General features: G+C 40.1%; 16 protein-coding genes. 7 read left to right on the top strand and 9 right to left on the bottom strand.

Annotated features, from left to right (window positions below; genetic code table 11):
* Window positions 1-34: 34 nt before the first annotated feature.
* The 9 genes from ACQY77_RS15425 to ACQY77_RS15385 form a co-directional block, all read right to left on the bottom strand.
* Window positions 35-1,168: a FecR family protein gene (locus ACQY77_RS15425; RefSeq protein WP_421941267.1), complete on the bottom strand. Its 1,134-nt coding sequence runs from the start codon at window positions 1,166-1,168 to the stop codon at window positions 35-37.
* An 84-nt stretch (window positions 1,169-1,252) separates the two neighbouring features.
* Complete coding sequence (locus ACQY77_RS15420) at window positions 1,253-1,945, bottom strand: RNA polymerase sigma factor (RefSeq protein WP_421941268.1); 693 nt, start codon at window positions 1,943-1,945, stop codon at window positions 1,253-1,255.
* A gap of 422 nt (window positions 1,946-2,367) precedes the next feature.
* Complete coding sequence (locus tag ACQY77_RS15415; RefSeq protein ID WP_421941269.1) at window positions 2,368-4,857, bottom strand: outer membrane beta-barrel protein; 2,490 nt, start codon at window positions 4,855-4,857, stop codon at window positions 2,368-2,370.
* A gap of 5 nt (window positions 4,858-4,862) precedes the next feature.
* Complete coding sequence (locus ACQY77_RS15410) at window positions 4,863-5,987, bottom strand: PepSY-associated TM helix domain-containing protein (protein ID WP_421941270.1); 1,125 nt, start codon at window positions 5,985-5,987, stop codon at window positions 4,863-4,865.
* A gap of 10 nt (window positions 5,988-5,997) precedes the next feature.
* Window positions 5,998-7,203 (bottom strand): DUF4374 domain-containing protein, encoded by a 1,206-nt coding sequence (locus ACQY77_RS15405; RefSeq protein ID WP_421941271.1) that lies wholly within the window; start codon window positions 7,201-7,203, stop codon window positions 5,998-6,000.
* A gap of 38 nt (window positions 7,204-7,241) precedes the next feature.
* Window positions 7,242-9,626 carry a TonB-dependent receptor domain-containing protein gene (locus ACQY77_RS15400; RefSeq protein ID WP_421941272.1) on the bottom strand — a complete coding sequence of 795 codons (2,385 nt, stop codon included), beginning with the start codon at window positions 9,624-9,626 and terminating at the stop codon, window positions 7,242-7,244.
* Between the two features lie 249 nt (window positions 9,627-9,875).
* Window positions 9,876-11,087 (bottom strand): DUF4374 domain-containing protein, encoded by a 1,212-nt coding sequence (locus ACQY77_RS15395; RefSeq protein WP_421941273.1) that lies wholly within the window; start codon window positions 11,085-11,087, stop codon window positions 9,876-9,878.
* Window positions 11,088-11,104: 17 nt separating this feature from the next.
* Complete coding sequence (locus tag ACQY77_RS15390; RefSeq protein ID WP_421941274.1) at window positions 11,105-11,752, bottom strand: hypothetical protein; 648 nt, start codon at window positions 11,750-11,752, stop codon at window positions 11,105-11,107.
* Window positions 11,753-11,864: 112 nt separating this feature from the next.
* The gene (locus ACQY77_RS15385; RefSeq protein ID WP_421941275.1) at window positions 11,865-12,425 is read right to left on the bottom strand and encodes a sigma-70 family RNA polymerase sigma factor; all 561 of its coding nucleotides are present in this window, start codon (window positions 12,423-12,425) and stop codon (window positions 11,865-11,867) included.
* 215 nt (window positions 12,426-12,640) lie between these two features.
* Between ACQY77_RS15385 and ACQY77_RS15380 the strand changes: the two genes are divergently transcribed.
* Genes ACQY77_RS15380 through ACQY77_RS15350 form a run of 7 tightly spaced genes read left to right on the top strand, consistent with a single transcriptional unit; the run spans window position 12,641 to window position 23,192 of the window.
* Window positions 12,641-13,675, top strand: coding sequence for a LacI family DNA-binding transcriptional regulator (locus ACQY77_RS15380; protein ID WP_421941276.1), 1,035 nt, complete (start codon window positions 12,641-12,643; stop codon window positions 13,673-13,675).
* Window positions 13,672-14,412 carry an SDR family NAD(P)-dependent oxidoreductase gene (locus ACQY77_RS15375; protein ID WP_421941277.1) on the top strand — a complete coding sequence of 247 codons (741 nt, stop codon included), beginning with the start codon at window positions 13,672-13,674 and terminating at the stop codon, window positions 14,410-14,412. Before ACQY77_RS15380 ends, ACQY77_RS15375 begins: the two co-directional genes overlap by 4 nt.
* A gap of 48 nt (window positions 14,413-14,460) precedes the next feature.
* Window positions 14,461-15,588, top strand: a complete 1,128-nt coding sequence (locus tag ACQY77_RS15370) for an endo-1,4-beta-xylanase (protein WP_421941278.1) — start codon at window positions 14,461-14,463, stop codon at window positions 15,586-15,588.
* 1 nt (window position 15,589) lies between these two features.
* Entirely contained in the window at window positions 15,590-18,457 is a 2,868-nt protein-coding gene (locus ACQY77_RS15365) for a glycosyl hydrolase 115 family protein (protein ID WP_421941279.1), read from the top strand.
* A gap of 31 nt (window positions 18,458-18,488) precedes the next feature.
* On the top strand, window positions 18,489-19,586 hold the full coding sequence (locus tag ACQY77_RS15360; RefSeq protein WP_421941280.1) for a glycoside hydrolase family 43 protein: 1,098 nt from the start codon (window positions 18,489-18,491) through the stop codon (window positions 19,584-19,586).
* Between the two features lie 54 nt (window positions 19,587-19,640).
* Window positions 19,641-21,260 (top strand): DUF5597 domain-containing protein, encoded by a 1,620-nt coding sequence (locus ACQY77_RS15355; RefSeq protein ID WP_421941281.1) that lies wholly within the window; start codon window positions 19,641-19,643, stop codon window positions 21,258-21,260.
* A 6-nt stretch (window positions 21,261-21,266) separates the two neighbouring features.
* Complete coding sequence (locus tag ACQY77_RS15350; RefSeq protein ID WP_421941282.1) at window positions 21,267-23,192, top strand: sialate O-acetylesterase; 1,926 nt, start codon at window positions 21,267-21,269, stop codon at window positions 23,190-23,192.
* The last annotated feature ends 65 nt before the right edge of the window (window positions 23,193-23,257 follow it).

Below are 23,257 nucleotides of genomic sequence, written 5' to 3'. Positions count from 1 at the left end.
TTGGTTGTAGAATGGTTTGGTAGATAGCGTTGGGTTAAGGATTTACGACACTGAGCCTCCTTTCTTCCATTTTAAATTTCAGCCTTGTAGTTGCCGACAGCATTTGCAATACCTCCTCAAACGGGGTGTCCATGTTGAGGCGCATGTGCAATCTGCGATCAGGAAGAGAAGCGTAGTCTACCGATATATCATACCAGCGTGAAACCTGTGCCAGTACTTCGCCCAATGGCGCATTATTAAAAACAAAAAGTCCTTTGGTCCAGCCACGTGCAGCAGCCGTATCGACTTGCGCCACGGTAATTATCCTTTTCTGGATAATACCACGCTCTCCGGGACTAAGCAATTGTACCTGCTGGGCTGATGTTAAACGCACACTGCCCTCAAACAAAGTGGTGGCAGATTGCCCGTTATATGTATTAATAGTAAAAGTTGTACCTAAAACCTGTACATTCCCTTGTTCAATTTCTACGATAAAAGGTTTTTCTTTATTCTTAGCCACCTGGAAATAGGCTTCACCCTTAAGTTTCACCCTTCTGTTGGGGCCATAAAATCCAACCGGAAATTCTAAGCTTGATTTTGAATTCAACATTACTGCGGAACCATCACTCAAAGTGATTTTATACATGCCGCCTGCAGGTGTTTGCAACACATTCATGGCTTGAAGCCCTGTAGTATCATCTGATTTTCTGGTATAGGTAATAGTCCCCTCAGGACTGGTTGTAATCTGAATCCCACCGATATTTCTCTTAAAAGCAGCTTTATTCAAATCAACAGGTTCATCTTCGGACTTCAATTGCAGTGCTGCATGAAAACCACCAGGAACAATCACCTCTGGTTCAGAAACCAGATAAGGCCTCGCTAAAAGCCCAAGTCCCAGTACTGCGGTTACTACAGCAGCAACTTTAGCCCATGCAGGTAATCTCCATAAAGAAATGGTTTTTGGCGCTTCGCTGATCTGATCTTCCAGCTTAGCGAAAACAGCGGCCAAACGGTTATCATCAGCAGCAATGGAAAAATCTGCTTTCTCCAGCTCCTGCATAATCTGGTTTTTCAGCTTGCCTTCCTCAGCGCTATCCATTTCTTGAAATAGCAATTGAAGCTCGGCAGCTGTTGCCGTATTATTCAGATACTTCTGATATAAAAAATCTAAACGATCTTGTTTGTCCATTTATAGTATATACTATCGAAAAGTGAAAACACACTATCGAAAAATTAAAAAAATTAAAAAAAATATATCGGGCTAGAATTGAGGCTATTTGAGGTACATGGCAATCATGAAAACCAAAAATTCTTTAGAGTTAAGAAAGATGTAATCTTTTACGGATTTAGTAGCACTTACCAACTGATTACTTACGGTAGAGGGGCTTATATGAAGTAGTTCTGCAGCTTCTTTGTAAGACTTTCCTTCTATCCGACACAGTCGAAAAATTTCCTTACGTTGTGGTGGTAATTGATCAATGGCCTCTTGCAGTGCCATATTTCGCTCTTTATTGAGTATATAATCTTCCGTTTGATCATAAAACTCTACAAAAGTTGCTGTTAAATGTGCCTGCATCTTTTTATCGAGCGCCAGGCGGCGATAGTATTCAAAAACTGTATTTCGAGCAATGGTGTAAAGCCAGGGGGCAAAGGGACGATCAGCATCGATGGATGCCCGGTTTAGCCATACCTTTAAAAAAACATCCTGAAGGAGCTCATCCGCAATTTCTGCAATCTTCACCATTCGGTCTAATTTATGGTGCAAATTGGGGCTATAAAACCGATATAGTGAAGCAAATGCTTCCCTGTCGCCTTCCTTAAGGCTTTGCAAAAGCTGGGTCTCTCCTATCTGATGATTGTTAGTCAATATGGTATGAACTGTGATAGGTTCCTCCTGAAAAAGAATCGATCTATCTGCTATTTTGCAAAGATACCTATTTGTAGACCAGAACGAAAGAGAACGCATACTAAAAAACAGAGCATCACTTCATTAGATGCCCTGTAATCATTAACTAACTCAAAAAGAACGAATGAAGATTTTCCTTTTAGAATATTTTTCCAGTAGTTATAATGTAGTACTGGCGAAAATAAAGAATACACTATTTGAGGCTGATTTTTTTAAATTAATTAGCAGATTGAAAAGCAAAGTCATGCCTACATTATTGTTCCCTAGCTGTTTATTTACATCCCATAATCCAATAAAAAAGAATCGGCCGATACATCCGTACCGACCGAGACTACTAAGAATTAAGAGCGAAAAAATAAATGAGTGATTTTTTGAATGAGTGAATAATTGAATTAGTGAATGAGTGAATGGAAATGAGTGAATGACCAGTGACCAATGACTAATGACCAATGACTAATAACCAGTGACTAGTGACCAATAAACTAATTCCCCTTAACCCGGTTTTGTTCTTCTTCATTGCTTGATTTTCTTTCTCTCGTTTGGAAAGAATTTCCAAAGCGGTATGAGAATGAAAGCATTAGCCGCCTGCTATCCACATTAATGTGGCTTTTCATATCGATGTTCTGATACTGCGTAATGTGGCGATATTGGCTCCCTTGAAAAATATCATTCGCCAATAACTTAATACTGCCTTTATCCTTTAAAATCATTTTTTGTACCGCCGCAGAAATTGCGTAATAGCCTTTTTCTATCGCCGTACCATAAACAGATTTTGAGTTATAATACCCATTCAGTTCAAAACTGTAACCTTTACCAGCCTTAAAAGAATTTTGTGAATTAAAGCTATAGCTCCACATGCTATTGCTGAAATTGCCTATGGCACCATCGCCAGTATATTCATTTTTAAAAACATTAAAGAAGTTAGTGGCAGACCACCATTTAAAATAATTGGTTTGGCCTGTAAAACTGATGCCATAGTTAATCAGGTTTTTCAAATTCTGCGGACTTTCATACGTCGTATTAATGTTATCAATCTGCCCGGTAATCCAGGTAATAACATCTTTAGTTTTACTGTAGTTTAAGGAAGCAGTATATTTTCCTTTATACACGTAATTAAACATTACACTTTGTGTTAGCTCAGGTTTCAAATAAGGATTTCCTTCGTAATAAAGCAAGGGATCTCTGAACACCCTAAACGGATTCAGATCGGAATAATCGGGTCGTTGAATTCTCTTATTATAAGCCAGTTGCAATTGATGCGCTTCACCAAAAGGTTTATTGATGACCACATTAGGAAAAAGCTGGAAATAATCTCTTTTTAAGGAAGACCCTGTACTGATCTGATTTCCTAAGGTATTGGTATACTCTGCCCGTAACCCTAATTGTATGCTAAATTTTTCAAATTCCTCGCTGGCATTTAGGTAACCTGCGTGAATTTGCTCACGGTACTTAAAGTGGTTGCTACTTGTGGCATCGTAAACCCAATTCTCATTTTGCAGCGATTGATAAACCAAATTATTATCCGAGTAGATTAATGAACTTTTTAAGCCGGTTTCAAACTTAAAACTTTTGCCAAACAGATCGGCATAGTCTACTTTAGCAATGTAAACATCGGTTTTAGCAGGAATATAGCCTTTCCTTTTATTGGTTGCTCCTGCTGGATTAATACTATTGGGTAAAGTATAGGTATCCAAATTGAGGTTGGAAGTAAAGCTATTACTGGCAAAATCAGCATCAGCAGAAAATGTCTGGCTTTCCTTTTTAAATTTGTGCAAGTAGTTAAGGTTGTAAGTAATATTTTTCCAGCTTTGCTGATCATAATTAGTTGTTTGCAATGCTGAGATCAAATTACCCGTCTGATCTCGCAATAAATTACCTGTTTTGCTGTTGTGGAGGTATTTTCCAACATTTCCATTAACCAATATGCCCAGTACATTATGAGCATTGATATCCCAATCCATTCCTACCCTAAAATTGTGGGTATTAAGCGGCTCATTGGTTTTGGTATGTTGATCGGAAACCCGGTTTGGCAGGCCTGTTATAGTTCCGCTATCGTAGAAATTACGGGTAAAATCGAGATATTCAGTTTCGCCACGAAAAGCATAATTATAACTTCCAAAAACATTTACTCCATCGTTTCGATAATTGAGGTTAAAGCCCGAGCCATATCTCGCCTTACGACCTGCGCCTCCATTAGCCGATACAGAACCATTCCAACCCTTTGCCTGATTTTTCTTCATCACAATGTTGATCATCCCGGCATTACCGGCTGCGTCATATTTTGCAGAAGGATTAGCAAGGATTTCAATTTTAGAGATGGAAGAAGCATTAGTTCCCTTTAACATCACACTCAGTTCGGCTGGAGAAAGAAAAGTGAGTTTACCATTAATCATGATGTTTACCCCTGCCCTGCCTTTGAGCGAGATTTTTCCATCTTCATCAACCTTTACACCCGGAGCCCTTTCTAAAAGTTCGAGTGCATTATTGCCATCAGCCAAAATGCTGTTTTCAATATTAATTACGGTTTTATCCAGGCCTTGTTCAATCACTTTCCGCTGAACAGAGATATTAACTGCATTTAAAGTTTGTGCATCTTCAACAAGTTTTAACAGTCCTAAATGAACTTTGCTTCTTTGTATAGAGAGATCAAAATGAGCACTTTGATGCAATATAAATCCCATGCTTGTGACCTTTACCGCATACTTACCATGTGGAAGGCCCGAAAAATTAAATCTACCCAACGAATCAGTAAGCATCCCTTTTATGCCTTTACCGTTGGCATCTTGCAGCGCCACAGAAGCGTATTCTATGGGCGCGCCGTTTGCCATTACTACCGATCCTGTAACGGAAGTTTCGCTTTGTGCAAAAACAGGGACATGGCTCATCAAATAAAGGAACAGCATCAAAAAATAAGGCAGTAATTTTCCCGCAGCAGAAATTTTTCCTGCTGTGGGTTGTAAAGTATCTATCATAAATATTAAATTAAAGGTTGCGGTAAAGGTTTTTTCCCGGGCTTTTTCTTGCCCTTACCCCACCAAATGTAAAATCCGGTAATGGGAAGACTCGCGCAGATTAAGCTAGCCATGAAATAGATAACCTTGGTGGTTAAGCCCCCAATCTCGCCAACATGAAGGCCGTAATTGGAACGTCTTATCCAGGAGGGAAGGTCTTCATCCCGCAATCTTTTATTCGAGGCTGGGAGTTCTTTAAGGGTATATTGATCCAGATAAACATCACGCCAGGTACCTTTATACATATCGGTACAAACATAAATGGCCTCCGATGCCTTTTCAGGGAAATGCAGAATAATTTCATAAGGATTGTGCTCCGCAATTTCAGTTATTCCCATGTGCCAGGCTTTGTCAACTTGATTAAGTAAGTTAACTTTAATGTTAGTAGTACTATCAGATACAGCTGCAATACGTTCTTTTTTTGTTCCGCCAGCCAGCCAATAAACGCTGTTATTAAACCAGCTGAAACTCATCATCAGGCCGGTAAAGGCCAACAACACAGCAATTACGATGCTGTAAAAACCCAATACATTGTGAAGATCGTAGTTGACCCGTTTAAACTTAGCCCTCCACCTGATTTTGAAACTTTGATCTCTTGATCGTTTGTTCCACTTTTTGGGCCACCACAAAATAATGCCTGAAATTAACAGAAGAAAGAAGATGAAAGTGCCCCAACCCACTATCTGGTGACCAATTTTTTGCGGAAACCACAGATAATAATGTCCGTCCTTAAAAAATTTGAAAACATCATTTTCCTTTTTCATCCCCAATACCTCGGCTGTATAAGGGTTTACATAAATTACAGAATCTACCTCATGAGCGCTAAAACGTGCCGATTTATGATGACCGTAATACCATACTGATTCAATTTCTTCTCCTGGCAATGCCTTTTGAACCGCCTGGTATAATATTGATGGCGGGAGCATTTTACCGCTGGCAGATGGTTCAGCATGAATCAAAGGGTTACTCCAGGCTTTAATCTCCTGTTCGAAAACCAAAGCGCAACCCGTAAGGCCCAATATCACCACAATAATTCCGGAAACCAGTCCAAGCCAAAGGTGTAGCCAGGCATTAATCTTTTTAAAAGTCATGAATAATTTTCTAGTCCCTTAATTTCTCGATTCTTAAAATGTAATCGATTCCACCAACAAATTCCACACCTTTGGTTAGTTTATCTGTTGCCGGATCGTATTGCCAGATGTAATCCCTGTCTGCAGCATTAACCGCAATAAAAGCTTTACCATCTTCTACAATTACACCGTTAACCATTCGTTCGCCTTTATCAGCCGGCAAATCCAGCTTTTTAATCAAGGCACCTGATTTAACATCGATTACGCAGAAATAGTGATCAGTATCTATCGATGTTCCCGCAATTCTCGAACGTACAATGGCTTTACCATTACCGATATACCACATGGCCGGAACCATTTCATTGTTACTAACTGCCGAGAAGTTAAAGTAGTAAGTAGGATCAATTTCGGTAGTGCCGTTTTTGATCCGGTACATTGCCGACGGTGATTTATAGTCATAGTTACCAACCGGATCGCTGATAAAGTACAAATCGTTATTTTCATCTACAAATGACATAGGTGCATAAACATTGGGACCACCAAATCCATTGGTACGTGTATCTTCCAAAGATTTTTCAACCGTCATGGTGTTATAATCTATCACAGCAATTAACCCTTTTTGAAATACGGGCATGTTCGGATATTGCGACCAGTCATCAGAACCAAAACCATAGCCTAAGAAAATCTTATTACCTCTGTATTCAGCAAAGCCCATATTATAAACATTAAAACCAGCCGGGAAAGCGGCTAAGTTTAATTTTCCGGTTTTGATCGTCATTTTATCGACTTTAATCACAGCATAACGGGCTTCTCCCTTTCCTTCACCAAAAATAACCAGGGTATTGTTATCCACCCAGGTGAACGAACTCCAGTTTAACCAGGCAAAAGGAATTTCCTTATCAATAAGCAAAGCGCCATTTTCTACATGGTACTTGCCCAACCTACCACTCCCGGCATTACAATGGTAGTAAAAACCGTCTTTCTGGATCACATCCTGAGCATAAACCTTTCCGGTCATTTCTGCTCCGTTACCGGCTAAACTTACTGTGCCGCCGGTTAAAGATTGAATCCCTGCAATATAATAGGCCGTGTTTGGCCATGAACCTACACATAATACTGCCGAGTATTTAGTTCCTTCTTCTACCTGTCCAACGTTTCTTTTCTCACAACTACTGATGGAAAGTACCATCAAAGCCATTAATAGCAGTTTAGTGGTATTACGATATAATGTTTTCATTTGAATGATTATGATTTTTGAATTTGGATAGCTGAACATTACTGGATAAAATATCTTAATTTAACGGAGAAAGATCTTCCCGGCTTTTGTAACCTGAAATTATCGAAAGCCAGCTCATCTGTTAAGTTTCTGCATTCTGCAGAGATGTTATATCTGCCGTTTTGTAAGGAATAGCTTAAAGAAGCATTATGAATAAACTGTGTTGGAATGTCTGATTTACCATTCGGGTTACCCTTACCTTCCCAGGTGAGGTAGAACCAGTTAACATATTGTGTAAACCAGTTAAATTGCAAACGGGTATCCTTTCCTAACCAATCGTTTTTACCGATGCTGAAATCGGCATTTCCAAATAACCAGGGCTGATTGGGAATTTTGTTCAGGTATGTCCCTTCAACATAGTAAGAATCTGTTGAGCCTGTTTTGGTCGTATTAATGGCATTCTGATAAGTTAAATTTACGTTTAACGCAAGTAATTGATCGTAGCTGTAACGCACTTCGGTTTCAAATCCGGTAATCCGAACACTGGATTGATTGCGGTTTTTTAAAAGTTTTGAGCGCTCATCGGGTACCGGAAAAATAAAGTCTTTTGCATTGCGGTAAAAACCTGATGCCTCTATAAAGAAAGTGCTTTTACCAATCTTTAAATTATAATATGCCCCTAAATTGATGTTGTCACTACTTTCTGGTTTCAGGTCTGGATTTCCCTGTAAATTTAACCCATCGCCAAACATCTCTTCCGCTTCCTGCAAACGGTATGCATGCTCATATGATGCTTTAACGCCCAAATCGTTCGTAATTTTGTAACGGGTTGCTGCACCATAGCCATAGTTGCTAAATGTAGTATCCATTTGGGTGTATACATTATTGATATACTTCGGACGATCCAAACCTAAATGATACAGTTTACCAAAAAAGGTATTCACTAATCGTTTATCCAGTAAATCCTGTTGGTAAGCAATGCCGACAATCTGCTTGTTCAAACGGCCTGGCATAGCATCATGATCGGTTAATAACTCATTGTAGTTTTCGTTTTTTAAACGATCTAAAGTGTAGTTCAGGTTTAAAGAGTGTTGTTCATTAATGAGGTAGCTGAGGTTAGCCATTCCGTATGTTCGCGGACGGATAATGTGTGCAACCGCTTTAATCCCGCCCATTTCGGCATAGCCTTTATCAAAGTAAGTACCGTCCCAGTTGTAATTCCGCTGAACAGTATCTGTTGTTTTGTATTTATCCCTGGAGCGTGCAAAAAACGCACTCAGGTTTAATCCTTTAGTAAACAGGTTATCTTTTTTATATCGAACCGTACCACTTACTGCTTTGCTGGCACGTGTTACTTCACCGTAAACAATATTCTGGTCAAAACCTGTTTGTAGATCCTGGTTCGCTTCATTATATCCACCTCCAATAAAGAGTACATCGGCCCAGCTTTTGTTGGTAACGCCTACTTCAACCTGACCTAAAACCGATTTGTAATGGTCGTGGAAACGCTTTACATCTGCAGAAGCGAATTCAGCCCCGTTTAAATCAACAATGTAGTTCCCAATCCGGGTTCCACCATTAATCACATCTACGCCTTTCATGGTATAATTGTTATCCGATGCGTTGAAAAAACCGCTTCCCTTAATGATAATCCCGGTTTTGTTATCCACATACTGACCGCTTAATGAAGAGCGGTTGGTATTAAAAGAGCCATAACTGTGACTTAAATCGAGGTAACTGCTGGCTTTTTGGTTGGTAACCACGTTTACCGCTCCCCCCATGGCATCGGCACCTAACTGTACAGGAACTACGCCCTTAAAAACCTCTAACCGATCGGCGAGGTTTACCGGAATATTGTTTAAAGACATAGCACTTCCCATTACATCCATGGGAATACCATCAATAAAAAACTTAACCTGTTTACCAGATAAGCCATTGATAGAGAATTTAAAATCGGAACCCAATCCGCCCTGCTCTCTAATCCTGATGCCCGTACTGCGGTTTAAAATCTGGTTTAAATCTGCTGTAGTATTGGCAAATTTCCTGGTATCGATGGCATTTACCGCAAAGCCCGATTCCTTAATTTCCTGAGTTTTGGTTTTACCCTGAACTGCTACATCATTCAATTGCTCCTGGTTTCTTTTCAGTTTAAAATCAAGTTTAAAATTTTCATTTGCCTGGATGGTAACCGTTTTAGATTCTTTTACATAACCTAAATAAGAAACCGCTAAAGTATAACTCCCTGCTTGCAGGTTTTTGAACTCAAAATAACCCTGTCCATTCGTGGTAGCGCCATTTTTTGTTCCTTTTATTATGACAGAGGCTCCGACAATACTTTCGGTTCCATCTTTTACATAGCCAGAAATGGTAGATTGATTTTGTGCAAAAGCGCTAAAAGTGATGACGCTTAGTAAGATGATTAGTAGATTTCTTCCGTTAAACATTATTTTAAGTTTGTGCATTTATAAGGGAGTAGCACAACTTCTAATTAACCGAAGGTTCCAGGGCGAAAAATTTTAAAATAATTTAAGGCAGGGAAAGAACCGGAGGTTCGGAGTTGGCAGCCTGAGTGCCGAACCCACATTTCATCAGTGAAAAAATCGTGTTCTTTGTGGTAAAAATTAGCCACTGAAGCTCAAACGGAAAGGAGAAGGGCTTCGATGCAATGGTTAAAGCAGCCGGTATTGTGCTACTTACAACTTATCCATCCGCAGGATAAAATCAGTATCTCCCGCTAGCTGCAACCCTTTTTTAAGCGCACCGGTTTGGATGTTATAAAGCCAGATGTAATTACCTTCTTTAGTAGAATTTACTGCGATATAAGCAATATTCCCCTCTACCAAAACACATTCTCTTCTGGTTCCTTTATCTAAAGGAAGAGCCAGTTTTTTAATGGCTTTAGTTTGAAGATTGAGCTCGTAAAATTCGAAATGAGCAGTACTATAGTGATCGCCTAAACCTTTAAAAAGATCTTTCCTTTCTGAACGGACAATCACTTTATCGTTTCCTAAGTACCACATACCATAAGCGTGATTCTGAATTACAGAACCCGATATATCGAAAAAATAATTACGATCAATGGTATCACTATTGGCATTTATACGAAAAATACCCGTTGGGATTTCCGGACGATTACCCAAAGCAATTCCCGGACAGGACATGAAATAATAATCATGATGAATATCAGTAAAATTGTATGATTGAATGGTATTTACTCCACCAGGATATGTTGAGCGGATATCTTTTTGTGTTTTAATCAGCTTCATATCCGGATAGGTTAACTGAGAAACGTACATGGTGTCGCTGGTTTCATAGTTGGATACTCCGGTTGAAACATGATAAGTGTACCCCACCAGGAGATGATTTTTTCGCTTTTCAACCAAACCAATGGAAAGGGTGGTAAATCTACCAGAAGGTTTTGGAATATCCATTTCACCTTCAGCAATGACCTGGAATGCTTTGGTGTCAATCAAGGCAAATTTAGTAGTATTGTAGCCTGAATTATTGAGGGCAGTCAGTAATAATGTATCTTTTCCAATCCAGTTAAAATTTTCAATCGAGTAATCTTTTAAACTCAGCGTAGCTGAAACTTTCAATAAACCATTATCAATTTTAAACCTGGAGAAAATCCCTTTCCTTCTATTTAAATGATAATAGTGGCCATCTTTAACGATCACATCACGATCCATGTCTTTCATATCCAGTAATACGCCTTCCGTTTCAGGTTTAAGAAGCCCGCTGGCTAAGGAGTTACTGGTTAACAGGTATTCATTCCCATCTTTTGCAAGGATATAAAAGCTATATTTTGCATCTGAATTTTGCTTTTTTTCACAGCCAATTATTCCTGATAAAATCAAAAGTAAGAGCATTGGTATAGAAAAGCGACGAAGGTGGAGATTAATCATGTAAACTGAAGCGGATTTTAAATATCAAACTGGGTCGTAATCTGTTTTTGCATTACTGGCGGAAGATCCATCAGATTGCGTTCACTAACCACAATAATGCTTTCTGCACCTGCTTTATTTTTTAGGATAATGTAGGTTTGCCCTTTTTTTAATGTCACTTTCTTTTTGGTGCCTTCAAATAATAAATCGATGTCTTTTTTCGGAGAAATCAGCAGGCTTCCCGATAAATCAATTACCCCGGCAATATTATTGATTCTGGCCACCGTGTTAGGTCCCACTGCTACATTATAACCTTTAGAGTCAACATGTTTAACCTGTTGTGTAGAAGAATTATTAAGCGATAAAAAGTCATTATCCTGACCGGTTTTTCCTATTAGCCAATAAGCAAGTCCCGCAATTAGAGCTATAAATAGTGAGGCAGCAATGGCGCCCTTAAACATAAAATAAGTATTGCTTCTTACTTTTAGTGGTGTCAGTTCTTCTTCATTGCCCGTATCAATATTTTCCCAGATATTTTGTTTAAGCTTGTTCTTATCCATATTCAATGGTAAGGGCTCAAGATCATCTACCTCAGCACTGAACAGCCAATCTTCCACCAGTTTTCGTTCTTCTGGTGTGCAATGATTGGAATGATACCGTTCTAAAAGTTCTTGATTAACCGCCATTAATAAATCTCTTGCTTAAAATGATCTGCGCCATTTGCAAACTTAATAAAATATTGCCTTTAAATATAAGTAGCGCAACCCGCCTGATTCCGTAACTATTCACAAAAAAATATTAATAATGAGCCAAACCTGATTTAATTCTGCTCATGGCTTTGGTAATGTGATATTCTACTGCCCTTTCAGAAATGAAAAGGAGATTGGCAATTTCACCGTTGCTCATACCCTGCTCTCTGCTCATTTTATACACGCGTTTGCACTGGCAAGGGAGGGTATCTACCAGATCATCTAATTTCTCTTTCAAATCGTTGAATAGAACCTGTTCTTCGGTACAGTTGCTGGCATGCCTGCAGTCCATCATTTGAAATTCCAGATGTTTTTGCCGGTTTACCTTATTCCGGATGTATTCAAAGGTCTTAAATTTAGCAGCTCGAATCAGGTAATGTTCTACATTTTGAAGCTGAAGTTCTTCCTTACGCTCCCAAAGTGATTTAAAAATCTCCTGTACCATCCCTTTTGCGGGCTCCAATTCTTTGATATTGTTATAACAAACTGCCAACACCTTCTCCCAGTGTAAATCATAGATCTGCTCGAAAGACCTCCGATCAATCTTGACGTAATTACCCGAAAATGTTGATGTTGTTTGTTTGTCCAAAACCTTTATATGATTCGACAAATATAGATTATTTAGATTAATTAAAAATAGCAAGCAACTTAATTAATAGTAAGATGCTGGTAATAACCATATCGATAGGTTATCTGAAAGCAGTATAGTTGGTCTTTCTTCGCAAGAGCCTACAACTTGTAAAAAAATTGCAACCGATTGCATTATTTAAAATTATTCAGTACTTTGGTCTCTCCAACCAATGAAAACAGGTTTACGACAGGTGTATGCAAGATAAGGAAATTACCATTTACGATTTGGCGGAGAAGCTGAATATTTCTGCCACTACAGTGAGCAGGGGTTTACAGGACCATCCAGCGATTAATAAAAAAACGAAGAAACGCATTTTTGACCTGGCAGCGGAGCTTGGTTACCGTTCCAACAAATTTGCCAGTAATCTGCGCAAGCAGAAAACCCATACCATTGGTGTAATTGTACCTCGCTTAAACAGTCTGTTCATGTCTTCGGTACTTTCTGGTATTGAGAAAATCGCTAATAATGCGGGCTACAACCTAATTATCAGTCAATCTTTTGAACAGGAAGCCAAAGAAAAAACCAATACCACCACCATGTTCAATAACCGGGTGGATGGACTTATTGTTTCGCTGGCATCTGATACGCAAGATTATAGCCATTTCGATACTTTCATCAAAAAAAATATCCCGGTTATATTTTTTGATCGTATTGCAGAACAAATTACCACAACAAAAGTATTAATTGATAATCTCAAAGCCGGCTATCTTGCCACCCAACATTTAATTCAACAAGGCTGTAAAGAAATTCTGCACATTACAGGAAACATCGCCCGTAATGTTTATCAGGACAGATTTGAAGGTTATAAAAAAGCACTTGCAGATCACAACATTCCGTATCGCCCTGATTTATTTATTACCAACGACCTTACCGAGCAAGCCATACAGGACGTAATACAAAATGATATCCTTAAACGGGATAAACTTCCCGACGGCTTATTCATCACCAATGACTCTTCTGCCGCATTTGCATTAACCATATTTAAAGAAGCTGGCCTAAAAGTACCTGAAGATATTGCGATCGTAGGTTTTAATAACGACTTAATTTCAAGGGTTACTGAGCCTGCCATTACCACTATTAATTATCCCGGTAATGAAATGGGCGAAAGCATTGCCCGGATCCTGGTTAACCACTTAGACGGAGAAAGCGATTTAAGCTTCACCAGTACCGTTATTCTGAATACTGAATTGATTGTAAGGGCATCTTCACAAAGAAAACAAAACTCATGAGCAAAACAATAGCAATTGTTACCGGAGGCGCCACCGGATTAGGCCTGGCTATTACCAAAAAGCTGGTACAGGAAGGCATCCTGGTAATTATGATAGGCAGAAATGAAGAAAAACTGGACGCTACGGCCACAGAATTGGGCGAATTATGCAGCTATAAAGCATTTGATCTTCAAAATCTAGCCGGTATACCAGCCTTGATTGATGAGATACATCATGAATTTGGCCAGATAGACATTTTAGTAAACAATGCAGGAATCAACATGAAAAAGCCTTTCATCGAGGTTACTGATGAAGATTTTGCCAGCGTAATTCAAACGAATTTGTCATCGGTGTTCGCCATAAGTCGCGAAGTGGTTAAAAAGATGATTGATGTCGGAAAAGGCAGCATTGTAAACATCAGCTCTATGGCTGCCCAATATGGTATACCCAAGGTAATTGCTTACTCGGCAGCTAAAACAGGGGTTGAAGGCATGACCAGGGCCATGGCAACAGAGCTTTCTCCCTTGGGTATAAGGATTAACTGTATAGCGCCCGGCTTTATTAAAACCGCTATGTCGGCAAAAGCACTTGATGCCGATCCGGAACGCAAGAACAAGGTTTTCTCCCGAACTCCAATGGGTAAAATGGGCGAACCTGATGATGTAGCTGAAGCCGTTTATTTCTTCTGCTCACCAGGTGCTAAATACGTAACGGGTGTTATTATGCCTGTTGATGGGGGCAACTCTATCGGATTTTAAATTAAAACGGCGTTCGCATAAGGGAACGCTAAACTAAAAAAACCAAATATGATGAGCAGGACTAAAACTTTCAGGTTTATTGTAACCCTATGGCTTTACTTTTCAACGCTTACAGGTTTTGAATATGCTCAGGCGCAACAACTTACACCAATACAAACAACTGATTACAAGAGCCTGAAGGAGGCCTATCAGGCATACTTTTCTATTGGAGTTGCCCTCGGACCCAAAAATTTAGTCGGGGATGAAGCCAGGCTGATCCGTCATCAATTTAACAGTATCACCGCTGAAAATGCAATGAAAATGGGCAATTTGCAGCCCTTTGAAGGTAAGTTTTATTGGAAAAACGCTGATTCCATAGTAAACTTTGCTCAACAGAATGGTATAAAAGTAAGAGGACATAATCTCTGCTGGCATGAACAAACACCCAACTGGATTTTTAAAGGAAAAGTTGGCGGGGAGGTAACCAAAGCCATACTTCTTCAACGTTTAAAGACTCACATTACAACTGTTGTTAATCGCTATAAAGGCAAAATTTATGCCTGGGATGTAGTTAATGAAGCCATTGACGATAACCCGAACAATGATTTAAGGAATTCCAGATGGTATCAAATCTGTGGAGAAGATTATATCCTTAAAGCTTTTGAATATGCCCACGCTGCCGATCCCGATGCGCAACTTTTTTATAACGATTACAATACTGAACGACCCGAAAAAAGGGAAAGGATTTATCGGCTGTTAAAACGCCTGAAAGATAAAGGAGTACCCATTCACGGTATTGGTTTACAGGCGCATTGGTCCTTGCAAGAACCCACTGAAGATGAACTGGTATCAGCAATTAAAAGGTATGCCTCATTAGGATTGAAGATTCAGTTTACAGAACTGGATATTTCTATCTATCCCTGGGAAAAAAACAGAAGAGAGCGTAAAGCAAATGAAACTGATCAGTTTACTACCGAACTGGAGCAGAAACAACTGAAGCAATATGCCATGGTTTTTAAAGTATTCAGATCTTTTAAAGATGTGATTACCAATGTTACTTTCTGGAATATTTCTGACCGGCACAGTTGGCTGGATGAATATCCCGTGATGGGCAGAAAGAATTATCCTTTGCTTTTCGACCAAAACCTACAACCCAAAAAAGCTTATTGGGAAGTGATCAATTTTAAACCGCACTAATATGAAGCCAGTACTCATTATCCTACTATTCATCGGATTAAAAACCTTTTGTTATGCTGCAGGAGCTGATCCATTTATATCCAAAAACTATAGTCAGGGAAGCTTCGCCGTTTTCAACAAGGGCAAAGTATCCCCTTTACTTGTTAGTGATAACGACTGGCCGGGCGTAACCCGGGCAGCAAAAAACCTGCAGCTTGATCTCCAAAAAGTAACGGGTGTTGAACCCTTATTTTTAAATGGCAAACCTGAGGGAATGCCGATAATCATCGGAACAATTGGCAAAAGTAAAATCATTGACCAGCTCATCAGCACTCATAAAATACAAGTGGCTGGCATTGCAGGAAAATGGGAAAGTACATTAATTGAAGTGGTTGCAAATCCGGTTGAGGGTGTTGATTCTGCACTCGTAATCGCTGGTAGTGACAAACGCGGAACCATTTACGGCATTTATGAATTGTCTTATCAAATTGGTGTTTCACCCTGGTATTATTGGGCAGATGTACCGGTAAAAAAGAGCGCTGCACTATTTGTAAATGCAGGCAAACAAGTTCTGGCTTCCCCTGCAGTAAAATATCGTGGCATCTTCTTAAACGATGAGGCACCTGCCTTATCAGGCTGGTCAAAGAAAGAATTTGGTGGGTTCAACCATCAGTTTTACGAAAAGGTTTTTGAACTGATTTTACGTTTGAAAGGCAATTATTTATGGCCTGCCATGTGGGGAAATGCCTTTAACGATGATGATAAGCTAAACCCGGTATTGGCAGATGAGTATGGAGTGGTAATTGGTACCTCACACCACGAGCCTTTAAGCAGGGCGCACGATGAATGGAAAAGGTACAAGGGAGGCAAATGGAATTACGACCAAAATCCTCAGCAACTGCGCGCATTCTGGGAATCAGGGCTAAAACGTGTGGCCGATAAAGAACAAATCATTACCGTAGGCATGCGCGGAGATGGTGATGAACCCATGACCGAAGGAACAGCAACGGCCCTATTAGAAAAAATCGTTAAGGATCAGCGGGAGATTATTGAAAAAGTAACTCAAAAACCTGCAGCACAAACGCCACAACTATGGGCATTGTACAAAGAGGTACAAGCTTATTACGATAAAGGCATGCGCGTTCCCGATGACATTACACTCCTTCTTTGCGACGATAACTGGGGAAATATCAGGAAGCTTCCCAAGCTTGATGAAGCGCCAAGAGCAGGTGGTTATGGCATATATTATCATTTCGACTATGTTGGAGATCCACGTAACTATAAATGGGTAAACACGAACCCCATTCAAAAAATCTGGGAGCAAATGAATCTTGCTTATGCGTACAATGCCAATCAAATCTGGATAGTGAATGTAGGAGACTTAAAACCCATGGAATTTCCAATCGAATTCTTCTTAGATTACGCCTGGGCACCTGATGCCATTCCGGCAGAAAAGTTACGGCAATACATTATTAACTGGGCAACTAAACAATTTGGAGACCACTATGCCATCGAAACTGCCGATATTTTAGATACATATTCCAAATATAACGGCCGGATAAAACCCGAACTGCTTAATGACAGTACTTATAGCTTAACGGATTACAACGAATTTGAACAGGTAGCAGCAGATTATCAAAAACTGGAATTATTAGCCAAAAGCATTTACAATCAGATTCCAACGGCTCAAAAAGATGCTTTCTATCAGTTGGTACTTCATCCTGTAGAGGCAAGTGCCAATTTATATGCACTCTATCTGGCCGTTGCCAAAAATAAATTATATGCCAAACAAGGTCGGTTTGCGGCTAACGCATGGGCAGATAAGGCCAAAACCCTTTATCAAAGGGATGAAGAAATTACCCATTACTACAATAAAACTATGGCCAATGGTAAATGGGACCACATGATGGACCAAACGCATATTGGGTACACCTACTGGCAACAGCCTGAAAAAAATGCGATGCCCAAGACTCAAATACTGACATTTACCGGCGACCTGAATAAAGCTCAAATGGGATTAGCCATAGAAGGTAGCGACTCTTCCTGGACGGGTAAAACCAAAACAAACCATGCTTTACCCACATTTGATTATTACAGTAACCAAAGCCATTATTTCGAACTTTTTAACGGCAGGAAAGGGTCATTCAAATACCAGGTTAAAGCACCTGCGTTTGTTATAGCAGATCAACCAAAGGGAGAAGTAAGTGATGAGAAAAGAATTCGACTCAGCATTGACTGGGCGAAAGCACCCAAAGGTAAATCCGAAACCTGGGTTACCGTAGCTGGAAGTGATGGCAGCAGCATTAAAATCCGGTTAAATTTAGACAACAGGAGATTTAATGATATTGCAGCAAATGTTTACCTGCCACAAAATGGTACCATTTCGATTGAGGCACCAAATTATTCAAAAGCCATAGGAAACCGCCCGATATTTTGGAAAACCATCCCAAACTATGGCAAAACCCTTGGTGGCGTAATTCCTGTTCCTGTTACTTCACCAGTTCAGCAATTAGGTAGCCACACCCCCCATTTAGCATATAACATTTACCTTAAAGAAGCCGGAACTTTTGAACTTAATACCTACATCTCTCCGACAATAGATTTCACAAATAGTGAAGGTTTGAGGTTCGCGGTTTCTGTGGATGATGAACAGCCTGTCGAAGTCAACATCAGCAGCGATTATAAAACCGAAATGGCCTGGCGAAAATCTGTCGCCAACAGCATTAAAATATTCAAAACTGCCTTAAAATTTAAAGACCCAGGAAAACACACCATAAAATACTGGATGATTAGCCCTGGTGTGGTACTTCAAAAACTGGTACTTGATATGGGTGGTTTAAAGCCCAGCTTTTTAGGCCCGGTACAAAGCCCTTTATCATTAAAACCATAAGATATTAACCATTTATAAACTGAATAAGACCATGAATCATTTAAGAAAATTACCTGGAATAATGCTCCTCCTGGCGGCTGCTGCAACCAGTTCCTGCCAACAGCATAACACAACAACCCAAACAGAAACTGCTGATACCAGCATGCGTTCAAAATATCTTTCGCAGCCACTTATCAGCGAAATTTACACTGCCGACCCTTCCGCACATGTATTTGAGGGAAAAATTTACATCTATCCCTCCCATGATATCGAAGCGGGTGTAAAAGAAAATGACAATGGCGACCACTTTGATATGCGCGATTACCATATCCTGAGTATGGATAGCATCAACGGAAAAGTAACCGACCATGGTGTAGCACTGAGTGTTAAAGATATTCCCTGGGCTGGTCGGCAACTTTGGGCACCTGATGCAGCTTTTAAAAACGGTACATACTACCTTTACTTCCCTGTTAAAGATAAAAATGATGTATTCAGAATTGGTGTAGCAACCGCTAAAACACCTGCTGGCCCTTTCAAAGCTGAATCTAAACCCATTGAAGGCAGTTTCAGTATCGACCCAGCCGTATTTACAGATAATGATGGCAATTCATACATGTACTATGGCGGTATATGGGGCGGTCAGCTACAACGCTGGAATAATGGAAAATATGATGCAAATGGATCTAAAACAGATTCTGGTAAGGAAAACGAACCTGCACTTTCTGCAAAAGTAGCCAAAATGAGTAAAGATATGCTCAGTTTTGATGGCCCTGTTAAAGATGTGATTATTTTGGATAAAAACGGCAAACAGCTTTTAACCAATGACCACGACCGCAGGTTTTTTGAAGGTAGCTGGATGCATAAATACAACGGCAAATATTATTTCACCTATTCAACTGGAGATACACACTTTTTAGCATCGGCAATAGGCGATAATCCTTACGGGCCTTTTACTTATCAGGGAACCTTTATGAATCCTGTTCAGGGATGGACTACCCATCACTCCATTATTGAGGTTAAAGGGAAGTGGTATATCTTTTATCACGATACCCAAATTTCAAACAAAACCCATTTGAGAAATATAAAGGTTACGGAATTAACACACAATCCTGACGGTACAATTGCACTGATAGCGCCTATGAAAAAATAGGGCTTAATATGCCAGCTTATAGTTAACCAGCGAAACGATAAAACTTAACCCAAGATGAATAAATTAGCCCTGTTAGCCTGTTCCAGCCTAGTATTAACTGCAATGTCGGCCGTTTCTCAACCCTCCCTCAAAAATCAGGGATCTGCGAAACAATTATACGTGGATGAAAAACCCTTTTTAATGCTGGGGGGTGAACTGGGCAATTCCAGTGCTTCCAGTAGTGCTTACATGCAACCAGTATGGCCTAAAATCAAATCCATGAATTTGAATACCTTGCTGGCCCCGGTATACTGGGAATTGCTGGAACCCGAAGAAGGTAGGTTTGATTTTGAACTGGTAGATAGTTTAATTTACAACGCCCGAAAACACGAGATTAAGCTGGTTTTGCTTTGGTTTGGTGTATGGAAAAACAGCATGTCGTGCTATGCCCCTTATTGGGTAAAAAAAGATCAGGCGAAGTTCCCTCGGGCCAGAAGTAAAAACGGTACAGCACAGGAAATACTGAGTCCTTTTTCGGAAAACAGTCTCCAAGCCGATATCAAAGCCTTTAAAGCCTTGATGCAACATATTCGAGAAATAGACCGCAAAGAACAAACTGTTGTGATGATCCAGGTTGAAAATGAAATTGGCATGCTGCCTGATGCCAGGGATCACAGCACAGCTGCCAATGAAGCATTCGCCAAAAATATCCCTCCAAATTTCCTCAACTACCTCAAAACGAATCAAAATAATCTTTTACCTGAACTGAAAGCCATTTGGACGAAAAACGGCTCGAAAACTACAGGGAATTGGGAAGCCGTATTTGGTAAAAGCCTCGCAACCGATGAAATATTTATGGCCTGGTATTATGCTGACTTCATTAATAAGTTAACAGATGCTGGCAAAAAGGAATACAATTTACCCATGTACCTCAATGCTGCCCTCAATTATAAGAAAGAAGCAAAACCCGGAGAATATCCAAGTGCCGGCCCATTGCCACATATTATGGATGTCTGGAAAGCAGGAGCACCAAAAATTGATATGCTCTCGCCAGATTTCTATAACCTCGATTTTAAATATTGGAATGACCTGTATGTAAGAGGTGATAATCAGCTTTTTATTCCCGAAATCAGATATGAACAAGGCGTAGGGGCAAAAGCCTTATATGCAATTGGTCACTACAGTTCTGTGGGCTTTTCTCCATTTTCCATTGAAAACGGTAGCAAGGAAAATAATGCAGAAATTACCAATGCCTACCATTTAATGGATCAACTTAAACCATTAATTCTACAACATCAGGGGAAAAACACCATTGAAGGCGTTTTATTTGACCAAAAAAGCACACCCAAGCAAGAAATCAAACTGGGGGATTACCGTTTAACTTTTAATCATGACCTGAGTCTGGGCTGGTCGCCAAAAGCGAAGGAGGAGCACTGGCCTATGACTGGCGCTATTGTGATTCAGCTTGCCGCAGACGAATTTATCATTGCCGGTTCTGGGGTGGTAGTTACTTTTAATCCACTAAAAGAAACCTCGAGGGCAGGAATTGCCCAGATAGATGAGGGAGTTTTTAAAAACGGAAAATGGATTCCGGGATTAAGAATGAATGGGGATCAGAATCACCAGGGAAGGCACCTCAGGATACCAGAGGGTGATTATAGCATTCAAAAAGTGAAACTTTACACCTACCAATAAGCAGATATGAAAAAGAGAACCACGATATTATTTGCGTTATGGTTATCGGCTCAGGGGGCAAATGCACAGATTAAATTTCCGAGGTTAATTAGTGATGGAATGGTACTTCAACGCAACGACACTACCAACCTCTGGGGTTGGGCAAGCCCCAAAGAAAAAATTAAACTTCGTTTTAATAATAAAGAATACCACACCATTGCCAACGCTGAAGGGAATTGGCTCCTCAAACTGCCACCACAAAAAGCGGGTGGACCATATCAGATGGAATGGACAGCTAGTAATCGAATTGTATTGAAAGACATCCTGTTTGGTGATGTTTGGCTATGCAGCGGACAATCTAATATGGAGCTCGCTTTAGATAGATTGGCAGATAAATACCCTGCCGTAATTGCTCAATCGGAAAACTCCAGTATCCGGCAATTTTTAGTACCGGATGAGTACGATTTTAAAGCTCCCCGTAAAGATCTTTCTGCTGGAACATGGCTGGCTGCAAATCCTAAAAACGTACTCGCCTTTTCTGGCGTAGCTTATTTCTTCGCGCTTGAAATCAATAAAAAATATCAAATCCCCATTGGATTGATCAATGCTGCATTGGGCGGATCTCCGGCCCAATCGTGGATTAGCGGACAGGCCATTCAAAAATTCCCCGAATATGCCGCTGAAGCTGAAAAATTTAAAGACAATAAATTAATAGCCGATATTGAATCTGCAGACAAAGCCAGGTCCAATGCCTGGTATCACGAATTAAACCTATTAGACGAGGGGATTAAGCATAACTGGAAACAAGCAACGTTAAATGACCAGGGTTGGGATGAGATGAATATACCGGGCTATTGGGCAGATGGTAAATTAGGTATGCTTAATGGTGTGGTGTGGTTTAGGAGAGAGATTAACATTCCGAAAAGTATGCTTAAAAAGCCTGCTAAACTACTTCTTGGCCGCATTATAGATGCCGATTCTGTATTCATCAACGGTGAGTTTGCCGGAACAACCAGTTACCAATACCCGCCAAGAAGATACCTTTTTAATGGGAACTTATTGAAGGAGGGTAAAAACACCATTGTAGTGAAAGTAATTAATAATGGAGGCAAAGGAGGCTTCGTTTTAGACAAACCCTATCAGCTAATTTCGGGTACAGACACCATTGATTTAAAAGGAGTCTGGAAATATAAATTAGGGGCTAAAATGTCAGCCACTCCAGGACAAACCTTTGTGAGATGGAAATCTACGGGGCTTTACAATGCGATGATTGCTCCATTACAAAATTACCGCATTAAAGGTGCGCTATGGTATCAGGGCGAGGCCAATACAGGTAATCCAGGCGAATACTTTAACCTGATGAATACTTTGATTACCGATTGGAGAAAAGGCTGGAACCAGGGGGATTTCCCTTTTCTTTCTGTTCAGCTCCCCAACTTTATGGAAGCGAAAGATAAACCGGCAGAAAGCAACTGGGCTGCGTTGAGAGCACAACAACAAAAATTATCTTCCTTACCTCATGTGGCCATGGCTGTAACCATCGATTTAGGCGAATGGAATGATATCCATCCTTTAAATAAACAGGATGTGGGCCATCGCCTGGCATTACAGGCCGAGCATCTGGTTTATGGCAATCAAAAGCTTGTTTCTTCAGGTCCGGCTTTTAAGGCTTTAGCTGCCAACGGGAACAAACTTATCGTCAGTTTTGATAATGGTGGTTCAGGCTTAACCATGAAAGATGGTAAGGAGCTTCGCCATTTCGCTATAGCAGGTAGTGATCAGAAATATCGCTGGGCTAAAGCCGCCATTAAAGGAAATCAGGTAGTGGTTTGGAACGATGAGATTTCTCAGCCCCAATACATCCGTTATGCATGGGCAGATAATCCGGCAGGTGCAAATCTGTTTAACAAAGCAGGACTACCCGCAGCACCATTTGAAGCTAAAATCAAATAACTAAAACACTTTTTAATAAAAAGGGCCGTTCCAGCATTTTGGAACGGCCCTTTGCGTTTAATTAA

The sequence above is a fragment of the Pedobacter sp. genome, assembly GCF_965279535.1.
In the GTDB taxonomy this organism is placed as follows: Bacteria; Bacteroidota; Bacteroidia; order Sphingobacteriales; family Sphingobacteriaceae; genus Pedobacter.
This window is presented reverse-complemented; position numbering and strand designations above follow the sequence as displayed.